This window comes from Nostoc sp. ChiQUE01b (assembly GCF_034531255.1).
Lineage (GTDB): Bacteria > Cyanobacteriota > Cyanobacteriia > Cyanobacteriales > Nostocaceae > Nostoc.
Window position 1 is genome coordinate 1 of record NZ_JAVRBM010000139.1, and the last position, 12,935, is coordinate 12,935.

The 12,935-nt window shown below is 41.2% G+C and carries 13 protein-coding genes; 7 read left to right on the top strand and 6 right to left on the bottom strand.

The features are described from left to right. Positions 1 to 25: 25 nt before the first annotated feature. From RMY63_RS39770 to RMY63_RS39790, 5 genes are all read right to left on the bottom strand, one after another. Positions 26 to 193, bottom strand: a complete 168-nt coding sequence (locus tag RMY63_RS39770; RefSeq protein ID WP_322733936.1) for a hypothetical protein — start codon at positions 191 to 193, stop codon at positions 26 to 28. A 332-nt stretch (positions 194 to 525) separates the two neighbouring features. Then, positions 526 to 1,476 (bottom strand): RpoD/SigA family RNA polymerase sigma factor, encoded by a 951-nt coding sequence (locus tag RMY63_RS39775; RefSeq protein WP_322733937.1) that lies wholly within the window; start codon positions 1,474 to 1,476, stop codon positions 526 to 528. Positions 1,477 to 1,565: 89 nt separating this feature from the next. Next, a complete protein-coding gene (locus RMY63_RS39780) occupies positions 1,566 to 3,812 on the bottom strand; it encodes an ATP-dependent RecD-like DNA helicase (protein WP_322733938.1) in 2,247 nt (748 codons plus the stop codon). A 217-nt stretch (positions 3,813 to 4,029) separates the two neighbouring features. Continuing rightward, positions 4,030 to 5,028 carry a ParB/RepB/Spo0J family partition protein gene (locus RMY63_RS39785; protein WP_322733939.1) on the bottom strand — a complete coding sequence of 333 codons (999 nt, stop codon included), beginning with the start codon at positions 5,026 to 5,028 and terminating at the stop codon, positions 4,030 to 4,032. Continuing rightward, entirely contained in the window at positions 4,971 to 5,567 is a 597-nt protein-coding gene (locus RMY63_RS39790; RefSeq protein WP_322733940.1) for a ParA family protein, read from the bottom strand. Before RMY63_RS39790 ends, RMY63_RS39785 begins: the two co-directional genes overlap by 58 nt. Before the next feature lie 183 nt (positions 5,568 to 5,750). Here RMY63_RS39790 and RMY63_RS39795 point away from each other — a divergent pair, with 183 nt between their 5' ends. The 7 genes from RMY63_RS39795 to RMY63_RS39825 all read left to right on the top strand — a co-directional run bounded on the left by RMY63_RS39795 (position 5,751) and on the right by RMY63_RS39825 (position 12,701). Further along, positions 5,751 to 6,203 (top strand): hypothetical protein, encoded by a 453-nt coding sequence (locus tag RMY63_RS39795; RefSeq protein ID WP_322733941.1) that lies wholly within the window; start codon positions 5,751 to 5,753, stop codon positions 6,201 to 6,203. Positions 6,204 to 6,327: 124 nt separating this feature from the next. Continuing rightward, complete coding sequence (locus RMY63_RS39800; RefSeq protein ID WP_322733942.1) at positions 6,328 to 6,840, top strand: hypothetical protein; 513 nt, start codon at positions 6,328 to 6,330, stop codon at positions 6,838 to 6,840. Between the two features lie 710 nt (positions 6,841 to 7,550). Further along, positions 7,551 to 8,510 carry a ParM/StbA family protein gene (locus RMY63_RS39805; protein ID WP_322733943.1) on the top strand — a complete coding sequence of 320 codons (960 nt, stop codon included), beginning with the start codon at positions 7,551 to 7,553 and terminating at the stop codon, positions 8,508 to 8,510. Positions 8,511 to 8,520: 10 nt separating this feature from the next. Continuing rightward, the gene (locus tag RMY63_RS39810) at positions 8,521 to 8,811 is read left to right on the top strand and encodes a hypothetical protein (RefSeq protein ID WP_109012816.1); all 291 of its coding nucleotides are present in this window, start codon (positions 8,521 to 8,523) and stop codon (positions 8,809 to 8,811) included. A gap of 354 nt (positions 8,812 to 9,165) precedes the next feature. Next, positions 9,166 to 9,357 carry a hypothetical protein gene (locus RMY63_RS39815; protein ID WP_322733944.1) on the top strand — a complete coding sequence of 64 codons (192 nt, stop codon included), beginning with the start codon at positions 9,166 to 9,168 and terminating at the stop codon, positions 9,355 to 9,357. Positions 9,358 to 9,804: 447 nt separating this feature from the next. Then, positions 9,805 to 12,255 (top strand): GNAT family N-acetyltransferase, encoded by a 2,451-nt coding sequence (locus RMY63_RS39820; RefSeq protein WP_322733945.1) that lies wholly within the window; start codon positions 9,805 to 9,807, stop codon positions 12,253 to 12,255. A 176-nt stretch (positions 12,256 to 12,431) separates the two neighbouring features. After that, positions 12,432 to 12,701 carry a hypothetical protein gene (locus RMY63_RS39825; RefSeq protein WP_322733946.1) on the top strand — a complete coding sequence of 90 codons (270 nt, stop codon included), beginning with the start codon at positions 12,432 to 12,434 and terminating at the stop codon, positions 12,699 to 12,701. A 42-nt stretch (positions 12,702 to 12,743) separates the two neighbouring features. Here RMY63_RS39825 and RMY63_RS39830 read toward each other — a convergent pair. Further along, a partial coding sequence (locus RMY63_RS39830; RefSeq protein WP_322733947.1) for a hypothetical protein occupies positions 12,744 to 12,935 on the bottom strand: 192 nt, incomplete at its 5' end.

Genomic DNA, 12,935 nt, shown 5'->3' on the forward strand with positions numbered 1-12,935 from the left:
ACATCAGTCCATATAAATTGATTTTTTATTGTTTGTGAGAAATTCGCGTTAATGCTGTCTCACTGGCAGAGCGACTTTTAGCTGTGGGATGCTTCACCGAGATCATCAACTGGCAAAAGCGGGTATTCATTCCGGTTTCAGACAAAGCCCCAGCTATTCTAGCGGCTGTGATTGAAATCTTGGGATAAGTCAAAAGCTGATGTATTTAGTAGATACATCAGCTTATTTTTCGCTCAAACAAGAGGGTGATGGTTTCACATTTTGTACCAAAAAAGGGGCAGATATAGCGTAGCTGACACCAGGGGCAAAATAGTACAAATTTACCTAAAACCGAGGTTTGTAGTATGCCAATGACAAAGCTAAAGCCCTTATTCTTTTGTTACAGCTTTCACTTGGATAATTTATCTAAAAACAATAGCTAAAAAGCTTATACACTAATGCTTTCCGCCTATCTTCCCCCTAGTGTCAGCTACGTCAAACTTTTCGGTCTACTGAAATTTGTACAACTTATTTTTACATGATGGGTTAATCAAATAAATACTCTTGCATGTCGTTTTGTCGATGGCGGAGAATGCTTATAGCTTTGACCTGGATTTGACGAATCCTTTCTCGGCTAAGGTTTAGCTGTTGGCCAATCTGAGCGAGATTGAAATGCTGATCGTTCTCTAGCCCAAAGCTTAAAGTCAACACTTGACGCTGTATAGGTGTCAATGGTTCTAATAATTTAGCTACGTCTTGCGATAGAAGTTCTTGGGTGAGCAGTTTTTCTGGTGAAGCGCTAACGTCTGCTAAAATTTCGCCCAATTCTGTCTCTTTCTCGTCTCCGACTTGTTTATTCAAAGAGATGGCTGTGCGAGAAGCACTGAGATATTCTCGAAGCTTATCTGGGCTGATGTTTAATGATGCAGCCACTTCTTCAGCACTAGCATGACGACCAAGTTTTTGAAAGCTTTCTCGCTGCACTTTTTTAATTTTATTAAGTATTTCAGTGAGGTGAACAGGCAATCTAATAGTGCGCGATTGTTCTGCTATTGCTCTGGTTATAGCTTGACTAATCCACCAGTAGGCGTAGGTTGATAGCTTATAGCCCCGGTTGGGATCAAACTTTTCTATACCCCGTTGTAAACCGATCGCTCCTTCTTGGATCAAATCTAGAAATTCCAAATTGCGGTTCTGGTATTTCTTGGCAACAGATACTACCAATCGCAGGTTAGCTGTTACCATTTTTTGTTTGGCTTTTTGGCCAAGGTGTAGTGCTGCTCGGACTTGTGCTTCGGTTTTTTCGACAGCATTAGCTAATTGAGTCAAAGTTGGTTCACGGTCTAGCTGTTGGGTGAGTTCATTTTTAGATTGCTCAATGGCAATCATTTCTTGTACCTGTCTACCATAAGCAATTTCTTCCTCTGGCTTTAATAAAGGATACTGACCAATTTCCTGCAAATAGATGCGAACCATGTCGGAACTCAGGCTGGACATACAAACTCAACACTTTTTTAAACCAAGGAATTTAAAAGTATAAATCAAATAGCTCAATAAAGTTTTCTATTTTTAATAATCAAAATTCATCACCAATGCAGTCCTGGGTGAAGTAACCTCTGCTGTAACCGTGTGTACCGCCGTTGGTCATCAGTAGAGCGCACCGCCAGAGATATCGCTTTTTTTGCTCCTACAACGATCGCTAATTTCTTGGCACGGGTCAGCCCAGTGTAAAACAGGTTCCGGGTTAACATCATGTAGTGCTGCATATAGATTGGCAGAACTATCACCGGATATTCTGAGCCTTGGCTTTTATGAATAGAAATGCTCCAGGCAAGGGCAATTTCATTCAGGTCAGCGTAATCGTAAACCACAGTCCGCTCACCATACAGTACTGTAACTTCCTGCTCGACAGTATCAATGGTGAGGATTATTCCCAAGTCGCCGTTGAAAACTTCGCGGTTGTAGTCGTTGGTTAGCTGGATGATGCGATCGCCCTCGCGTAATAAATTTCCACCTCTGTTAATCTCCACCTTGTTGGGGCTGAGTGGATTAATCAACTGCTGCAACACGGTATTAAGATTGCGAGTCCCTACCAAGCCCCGCGACATTGGACAAAGTACTTGCACATCAGTAGCAGGATTAAAACCCAGCCGTGGAATCAAATCGGTAATCAACTCGCAGATTGCCTGTACACCATGTTCGGGCTGATGTCCGCCGCCGTGCCAAATACAGTCGGACACAGGATTGTCGGAGATTGGCTCGATTGTGGGATAAATTCCTCGATTAATCTGGTGGGCGGCGGTGATAATTGCGCTCTGTTGAGCTTGGCGAAATACCTGGGTTAACCGCACTACTGGCACACGACCAGAATTAATCAAATCAGCAAGTATTTGACCTGGGCCCACAGATGGTAGCTGGTCAATGTCACCCACCAACAACAGTAGAGCGCCAGCTAATACTGCTTTAACCAAGGAGTGAGCCAGAAACAAATCAAGCATCGAAGCTTCGTCAGCGATAATTGCCGTGTGGGGTAAAGGATTTTCGCTATCGCGCTTGAAACCCCTTGAGCGGGGGTCAAATTCTAACAAGCGATGTATGGTTTTGGCTTCTAGCCCAGTCATTTCACCCAAACGTTGAGCAGCCCGTCCAGTGGGTGCAGCGAGGGCAATAGATTTACCCATTGCTTTCCATAGACTAACTATTGTATGGGTAGTGAAAGTTTTCCCCACGCCAGGGCCACCAGTGAGGATCATGATTTTGGAGTAGGCTGCTGTCTCTACAGCTTGGCGTTGCTGTTCTGAAAGCTGAATTTTCCGGCTAACAGTAAAGCGGTCAATCCAATCACGCACGCGCTCAATGTCAGTATCAACAGGCTTTTCTAAGCGTTGGCGTATCAGTTGAGCTAAATTCTGTTCCGTATGGAAGTAAGTTGGCTTGTAGCAAAGTAGTGTTTTCTGTTCATCCCGCTCTCTAATCAGGTCATCTGCGAGAGCCATATCTTTAATAATCATCGCAACCGCTTCTTCTGTGGGCTGATGAGATTCGGTTGTCACCAGTTTGATTACCGACTCAATCAGTTCGCTTTGTGGCAGGTAACAGTGGCCATCTTCGGCAGCTTCACTTAGGCAATGGATAATCCCCGCACGGTAACGAAATTCTGAGTCTGGTGCAATTCCTATATTTATCGCAATCTTGTCAGCAGTCAGAAAGCCAATACCGTAGATGTCGGCTGCTAACCGGTACGGATTTTTGGTAACAGTGGCGATCGCCTCATCCTTATATTGCTTGTAAATCTTCACAGCATAAGTGGTAGAAACGCCATGCCCCTGAAGAAATACCATTACTTCTTTGATGGCTTTTTGAGTTGACCAGGCGTTTTTGATGAGAGTAATCCGCTTTTTAGCGATGCCCTGAACTTCAATTAATCGCTCGATTTGGTTTTCGATAATGTCTAGGGTTTCTAGTCCGAAGTGGGCAACAATCCGTCTTGCTGTGACTGGGCCAACACCTTTAATCAGCCCACTACCCAAGTATTTTTCAATTCCAGTGAGAGTAGCTGGTTTGGTTTCTTTGTAGTTGACTACTTGGAACTGGGGGCCAAATTGTGGATGGTCACGCCAGAAACCAGTTAGTTGTAAAGTTTGCCCTGGCTGGATGTTAGCAAAGCTGCCAACAATTGTTGTGAGTTCAGTACTACGTGGATGAGTCAGCCTTGCCACAGTGTAACCCGATTCAGCAGAGTAAAAAGTTAGGCGTTCTACGACTCCGGTGATTGTTTCGTGTTGAGGAAAGGCGCTTACTTGTTGAGGAGAAAGATTAGGGGGAGTGGACATTGCCTGTTAGAAGAGGCCGCACATCATTATAATACTGGAAATTAGTTAATTATAGTACATAAATACTAAAGATTTTGAGTTGATATCTTTTAGAAAAATGAACTCTACTGTTAGATAATATATATTTCAACTTTCTTCCGAGATATAACTTGCCTGGTCACTTTTCCTAAAACCTCAACAGTAAGCTGCTTTAATACATGACCCAAAACATTTTGGGTCACTTTTGTTGTAAAAATTCTTCTATTTTAAGTAGTAAACTTTCCGCTTCTTGGAGTTGCTTTGGATCTTTCTCAATGTTTTTCAGAGATTTTTTAAATTGCTTGTAAGCACTATTAAGTCTAGTTTGGATAGGGTTTTCTGAACTGGGTTTGATGACTTTTACCCGTTTCTTGATTTCAGCAAGTGAAAGATTGTTGGCGATTGCTTCCCCTAACAGTTCTTGCCTAATACCAGAGTTGTTAATTTTAGCAATCTCTAGACCTTTGGTATATTCAATTTTTCCTTGGCGAATAGCTTCCAGAACTTCTTGAGGTTTTTTTAACAAGGGAAGTCTAGTTTTGACAAAAGATTCCCATGTAATTCCTCCACAAAATCCAAACACTACTTGAATAGTGTCAAACTTAGGATGCTCTAAAACGTTTTTGAGACCTGAGCGGCGTTTGAGATTATCTAGTTGGTACAGCAGACTTATAGCTTCTTCAACAGTCCCTTCAATCGCTAAAGAAAGGAGTTTCAAGGTGCCATCTAAATCTTCTAAGGCACTAAAATCTCGACGATTTTTGTTTTCTGCAAGTGATGCTTTGAAAGCTTCAAGGTCGTTCCAGTTAAAGATTCTGACGGGCAATGGATCGATTTCTGCAAACTCAGAACCATGATAGCGGCGTTTTCCAGCAACAAGTTCATATTCATCAGGCAACGCATTGCTTAGTGGACGAACCCATAAGGGAGAGTAAATACCATTCGGTTTCAGGTCATTTAGTGCCCAAGCTTTTAGTTCATCTTGGTCATAGTAGTAGCGCACAGGCTGTCCACCTGGCACAAAACTGAAAGTTAGATGAATTTTACTACGGGGTATCCAAACTACTCCTGAATCCTTGCCTGATTCATTGGTAATTATCTCGCTCTCGTCCGTATCAGGAGTAAAGCTTAAAATCTGTTTTAGGTTAGCAAGTCTTTGATCGGTTCCAGCTTTGCTAGTTCCTTCCAATCTTCCCATGCTTTTTTTCCTCCTCGTTTAATTTCATAGACTGGTTTACCTTCAGCAGATGCGTGTTCATAAACTTTCAACCGTTGAATCCCTTGTTCTAGCACAGGTAGACCTTGCTCTTTAAGTGTATGAAAAGCAATCTCCCCATCCGGTTCTGATGACGGGGGGACAACAGTTAGTAAAACATAATATTTCGTTTCTGGTGGAAAATTTTGGACCATTATGTTTAAAGCACTAATTGAGAGAGCTGAAGGAGTTGTAATAGCCAGAAGCAGATCGCATCCGTCAGCTAGTTCTTTAATTTCATCAGAAGTAGGCCGAGCTGGGGTATCAATGACAATAAAATCAAATTTTTCTTTTGCCATTAATCGGTTGGCAGTATTTTCCGTTGCCACTTTGAAAGGCAAAGAGCCTCGTGACCCCCAAACAGATGCTGAACGATTTGGATCGTAGTCTATGAGCAAAACCTTGTATCCTGACTGAGCAAATAAGCAGGATAGACAGACTGCTGAAGTAGTCTTGCCTACTCCCCCTTTAAAAGCAGTCAATGTTATGAATTTAGTAGTCAAATTTCTATTCCCGTTAGTTATTTATCTAAATATTTACTTAATATTGCTTTGACCCAAAACGTTTTGGGTCAAAGCAATATTTAACATCTGTTGTATAGCAAATTAGTGGTTAGAATACAAAAGTTCTTCAATTTGGCTTTATTCACGTAAATAAAGGGATCAATGAAATCTAGCCAACGCCCATTTAAACCACCGAAACCACAAGAGCCGAAGTCTAGCGCCCCACCTTTAAAGTCTGACTTGACTCCAGTTAATAATGAAGAACTTAATTTTCGGCAAGAGGCTGACCATGACCTCATAAGCAATGAACCCCCAGAGCCGCCAAAAGTTGAGTCGCAGGTGACTGGCAAGCGCAACAAGAAAAAAATAGATTCACCACCAGTAACCAAACCTCATATACCCTTTCAAGACCGTCCCGAAGAACCAGAATTACCGCCATCACCCTGTCAGCACATGCAATTCCTGGATTGTAACTTGGAGATAGGACGTGTGATATTCGAGTGCTATCACTGCAAGCAGGGGATAATCAGCGAGTACACCGGAGATCCCGTAATGGGCGAGTGCAAAGGACGACCAAAGAGTGATTTTTACAAAGGTAAAATGCCCCAACTGTGAGCAAACAGCGATTAGGCTGCAAGCAAGGGAAGTGCTTTCGACAACAGCGATTCCTTCTCCTTGGCAGCAATGATGGCACACTTCCTCTTGAAGAGTGATTGGTGAAAGATATTCACGATTGATAATGCAAAAGTTGAAAATTGTACCCTTAATAACTGCACTAACGGCACTGATACTAACTAGTTGCAGCACTATTACTGCTGAACAGTATGAAGCTACAGCACTCACCAGTTACTCCTGGCAAGTCAAGTATGCGAATAACCTAACAAGTCAACCACAGCCACGCATTGAAATCTTTGCGAATACTTCAGTGTTGAATCGGAATGGATTGAAACCGCCAGGAGCAGTTGTTGGCCCAGATGACCGAGGCTTATGGTGGCCTACTTTACCGCCACGACCAGGTGTTGATGAAGTTGAACAACGTAAAAAATCTCAAGAAGAGGCAGGCAAACCTGAATTGATCAAAGATGTTCAGTACAAACTGACCTACGGAGTGGGTAATTTACAGAAGACACTACCTACTAATTATGATGTTTATCGGCAAGTAGTAAAAGCTTACCCCCAAAGAACCCCTTTGGAATTGACTTTGGGTGTGAATGATAATTCAGTTGAGAAAGCTGAACCTGTCCGCAAGTAGTGACCCACTCGTTACGTATTCAGCAAGAAGGGTGCGGGGGGTAGTGTGTAGGAGCAATACTATTCGCTTTGTGCATTTTGAACATCAGAATTTAGTTTGGGGAAAAGGTTTTTGGGGTTGGGTTAAAGGTTTTTTCTTTCCCTTTTCCCCTTACCCGAAAAGTATTGGGTGTAGGAGATACGGCATTGGTCGGGGCTTGAAACCCAGACCAATGAATCGTGAGTGAAAAACGGGGCTTGTAACGAAGAGGGTTGTTGGGGCTTTCTCTCTGACTCCACCCGACACCCTATACCCGGCCCCAACGGGGCTTGGTCAGTAAGAAGTTAGAGATCAAGACTGAATTGCTTTTCAACAAAAAATTGATAGTAAAGTATAAATCAAAGAGTCAACAACGATCTAATTTAATTTCTGCTGCGTTGATAAAAAAGATTTTAAAAATTCTTCTTGGGGGTTACATGGGGGCTATATATACCCCAATGATAGCTCAAGACTTTGGGGACATTTTAACCCCTATATAGGGTGCATATAGGTGCTAAATGGGGTATATTTTGCTGATTAATATTTTGTACCCCATTTAGCCCCCAAGGGGTTATGATAAGCTCTTGAGATTAGGAAAAAAAGAGGTAGTTATTTTATTCTTCTCTCCCCTGCTCCCCAAAATTACCTGAACAGATAATTTTCACAAATCAAAGTGTATTACCTTTGTCTTTATGTCCAACATTCACACGTTACAAAAAATTTTTCCTGCGGGTTTCGATAACGGTTACGGAAGCCTCAAACTTTTAGTCGAAGGCTTTGAAGTAGTTCGTGTCCCCAGCTATATAACTAATGCCGAGATGGAAGATGTTCCAGGGAGGGTAGTTTTTAACGGTAGTGCTTATACAGTTGGAGAGTCAGCTTACCGGACAGGGAATTATTTTGACCGCAACACAGACAATAATGAAAATAAAGTCAATAATGCGTTGTTGACTTTGTTGGGCGCATTGGCACATCTACCACACCGTAAGGCTTGGCATTTAAAATTAGTCGTTAGCTTACATGATGTTGCTCTAGCTGACGAATTGCAAAAAGTACTAAACGGAGAATATCAGCCAATACTTGCTGGCAAACAATCAGACGTGAAGATCGAAGTGCTGAAAGTTGTACTAGAAGGGATGGGTGCATTGTTTGGGCATCCACTACCAAAAAAATTAACCATTTTAGACTTTGGCAATGGAACAACCCTGTATTCTCGTTACAACCAAGGGAAACGAGAAGTTCACACTGCTTACCCCATCGGTGTAGAAGTTCTCATCGATGATATCTCCCAAAAAATGAAACATTTAAATGGCGGAAAAATCGGAGATCCTTCCATTATCCGATTTTGTCTGGAAATGGGGCATACCAGGTACAGCCGTGACATCGATATCAAAGATATATACAGCGCAAGTTTAAGAGATTGGTATGAAAAATACTTGAAGAAAGTGGTGAATCTGACGCTTGATGCTAAACACCAAGGGGATGAAATCTGGGCGATTGGTGGAGGTTGCCTGTTACCCGGATTTAAGAAGCTGTTGGAGAAAAACGGCTTCAAAATCCTGGACAATCCGGTAGAAGCCAATGTCTCTGGGCTTTTAGAGATGGCAAAAACCATCAGCAGTAAGAATCCAGCTACTACATCTTTTAAGTAAAGTTATAACAATGGCAGATAAAAAAGACTTAGCACCGGAAAAAGTTCGCCTCAAAGATAATTACCGAGAGCGCATATTTGCAGAATCGCAAAAACTAGATAAAAGTTACCTGGACACGCTTTACTTTATAGTTGATTGCTATTTTGTTTTCATCAAGGCTGGATTACCTGCACAACTTTTAGCTGACACACCCATTAATACTGGGTCAAACCAACTTACATCTTGGACTCAAACTTCATTTGCACAAGAGAAAGAAGAAGATTCTGAACCGGAAACCTTCAGCCTTGACTTTGATTTATAGCCGAATAGTACGCTTGATAACGGTAAATCCCTTATTTATAAGGTTTTTGGGTGTGGGGTGTAGTAATGCTCATGCCAGCGTTGCTCCCTGCAAAGAAGTTTATCAAACAGAATTCAGGAGTCAGGAGTCAGAATTCAGTTGGGTATTCTCTATGACTGGCGGATAGCGAGTCTACGTTCGGGTAGCGTCTCGTAGAGAGCGTCTTTATTCTGACTCCTGAATTCTGAATAGCTGAATTCTTTTTCAATTATGTTCGCACTCATATTTACTTTTCTTGATTTTTTTCCTACACCCTACCCCCAACAAGATAGTCAGCAAGCAGGTTTCACATAAATCAAGCGTGCCATTCCATCAGTGAGAGCTAATTCATCAGCGACCACTTACGGTCGTCGTTCATATCAGCACAAAGTTATTCTTCCTCCTCCTTGTCATATTCATAATCTGCATACTTTCCCGTATTGTTCGTACCAGAAGCGTTCTTCCTTAATAGTCGCCTCTCGCTCTTTGCGATCGCCAGGGCGGTTATATAATATCATGTCCGGCTAATTAATTATAATTTGCTTGCTCTATGCAGAAAGCCCAAAAACCCCTCCCCTCTGCACCTCTGCACCTCTGCCCCCCTGCGGTCTTAATGATAAGTCTTTAACCGGACATGATATAACATCTCGCTCTGCAATACCTTAGCCAATTTACGAGGTTTCAATGCCTGTGGAAATGGGATGAATACGTCTCAAGGAAGTGAGCTTGGCAAAAATTTGAGCTTTCTGATAACTCTCCAAACTTCCCCACTAAAGATAAAGGCGTTAAGGTGCTAACTTAAGCTCCAAGTTAATAAATGTTGAGCAAAGGGCAGATTCAGGGCATTTTTCCCTTCTGCCTTCTATATTTTTTCGGTGTAATTGCGGTTCTCCATCATCTGAGTTGCGTGAAAAGCTGGGAGCAATCACACAAATATTTTCTCAGGCGTGCAACTATTAATAGGTTGATTAATCGATGTCTTCATCTGAAAAACCATCTTCAGGATACTCCTTCCGTACAGGCACTGTTGCAGAGCTACAAGCGCACAACTCTAAATACTCTGGTTGGATATTTCTTTTGACATCTATCTTAGGGATAATTCTTTGTATCCGAACATTTTTAGACATATTTGTCAAGAGATTAGAGATAAATTATAAAGCATATTTATTTGAGTATGGAAAACCGCCAAATCACTTCTTTGATTGGCAGATTATTTCTTCAGCAGTCAGCCCAAGTGATTTTTTTGTATTTTTGTATATGGGTAGTGCAGTTGCATTTGGATTTGGTATATACATACTTTCTGCATATTTAATGTCACGCCATTATATCAATGATAAAGTTTGGTTTGTTGAATATCAAAAGCAAATTGTTGGCTGGGCATTCTTTGTAGCAAGAAAAAAATATAATATCCTGTCTAACATTTATATTGTTCCTAAACATCGCTACCAAGGTGTTGGTTCACTGTTACTCTGGAATTGCCTAGAAAATGTTAGTTTACCTGTATATCTAGTTTATCTTCCTCATCTCAAATTATTTTATGAACGATTTGGGTTTGTCGCTCTTCCCAAGAAAGATAAGCCCAAAGAATTGCAGCTTTATCAACTACCTGCAATGGTATTATTGCAACCACCAATTCCCATCGGCGACCATCAATCAACAAGTTTACCTTTACCACCTGGGATTTCTATTCGCCCTTTCCAAGATGTTAAAGAGCAATGGCAAATTTACAAAACCTTTTGGTATCGGCAAAGATTTAGAAAATCTCTACTTTATATTTTGACTGTACTTGCTTTGATGGCAAGCGGCAGTTTTGTGGTGATTAGTCTAACTTTAAGCTTTATCAAAGCCCTTTTGGGTTTAACCTGGATAGCGGAATTTGATTATTCTTTACTGGATCTACCAGTTTCGGGAATTGCGATCGCTTTGTGGTTCATCTCCCTATACTTTATTTTGAATTGCTTTATTTTTAGATGGCAAGAGTTAATAATTGAAAAAGATAAACGCCCAATAGGTTACGTTCACTTTGGTAAGAATACGAACTGTGCGATATTATTTAACTTACATATTGAGCCACAATATAAACCACAAGAAATGACGAGGTTGTTATTAGCTCGGATTCAGCCGCAAATCACCCTACCCCTGTACTGTCTAGGTTGGCGTAAAGATAAACAGTTTTATAATGGGCTAGGTTTTATTTCAGCTAATCGTCAAGAACTACCATTAGAATTTAAAATTCTTCAGTTGAGCGAGCAAGTATATTTAAAGCTGACATCTCAGGCGGCGACAAACATATCTAATCAGTTACCGGAAGCTATCGCAGCTATTAGCGCACATCAAACTATACACCCAGCAAATCCACTAGTTAAAAAGTCACGCGAGCGCAAGTGGTTTTTGATTGTCGATGTGGTAATTTTTCTGTTGATGTATATGCTGACACCACTTTGGCAAATACCACAAATTTACGCTGACTCACAGCAACAAGCTCCAAAAAAGGATATCTCGACTCATACATCAGCTATCCCAGACTGGAAAATACCAGAACATATTGGAGTTTTAGCGATCGCACCAGATAACCAAACACTCATCAGCGGGAATTGGGAGAACAAAATTCAAGTTTGGGATATTAACAGCAAGAGTCTGCAACAAACCTTGAGCGTCTTTTCTGGCAAAATTCAATCTATCGCTGTAAGTCCAGATAATCAAACTTTAGTCGTAGGTACGTCTACAGGCGTAATTCAAAAATGGAATTATAAAAGTATCACATTAGATAAAACCTTTTCTCCCGGACATTTAGGAGAAGTCCAAGCCTTAAATATCAGTGCTGATGCTCAAACTTTGGTTACTGGGAGTATGAACGATCCGGTTGTAAAAGTTTGGAATTTATCTCAGGGTAAACTTCAGCAGCAAGTCAATACTCGTGGTTATGTTTTGTCTTTAGCAGTCAGCAAAGATAATCAAAATTTATATATTGGTAGCCTGGGTGGAGTCAAGATTTGGGATTTACGTCAACAAAAGTTTATCCAAAGCTGGGCGGCTCATTCTCTTGGAGTTGAGGTCATCGCCCTCAGCGCTGATGGTAAATTAATAGTCACTGGCGGAATGGATCGTCAAGAACTCAGTACAATTTGGATGGTTAAAGTTTGGGATGCTCAAAGCTTAAAACTCTTAAAAACATTGCCGGGCTATTCTAGTTCATTAAATTCATTAACTATTACTCCTGATAGTCAAACAATCATTTTTAACGATTGTTGTTCCACAAACTTGTGGAATTGGATGAATGACAAATATATTTCTGATGTTGATGGACTTAAACATGATGCTGTGCTAAGTCCAGATGGTGCAAATCTTATCGGTGCAGCGTCTGATCGTCAAACCATCACAATTAAAAATTTAAACAGTCTGTTGCCATCCAATTCTAATCAATGAAAGAAAAACTCGGATCATGCTTGATATCTTATCATTGTGGAAGATGCTTGGGTCGAGTCACGAATGGCACGCTTGTTAATCGCAAAGCCCTGATATAACAAGATTTTGCGTGTGGGGAGTGGGGGAAGTGTGGGGAGAAAGAGGAGAAAGAGGAGAAAGAGGAGAAAGAGGAGAAATTGAATAACTGCATATCAACAAATGATGCATTGCCTCCCCATCCTCCCACACCTCCCACACCGTGCCAGCAAAGAGGTTTCAAGTTTCAACTTTTCTTAGTGCCATTCGGTCGAGTCACGATGAGGGGAATTGCCCGTTGGACAGGAGAACGCAGTAGCTATCGGACAATGGGGAGATTTTTCTTTATTTTTCTTACTTGGGCATTATTCAACTCCAGTAATAACAAAGTTGGACATTTTTTGTTATTCTCGGTAGGATTATTGCTATGAGCCTATCAAGAGGTAGCAGATGAACGTTTCTCTGACCTAAATCTACCTTTGTAAGTCTATTTGTTGTGTTTGAGATTTAGCTAATATTTTATCAATTTGAGTATTAGCATTCTCAAAAGTTTGCAATATCTGTGGAGTTACTTTATTAGTCTGCACTCTCCCTGATTGCAAGTTTAAAATTATAGCAACGGACAAGGCGATTAGGACGCTGTGCGAAGCACATCTTCCATAGCA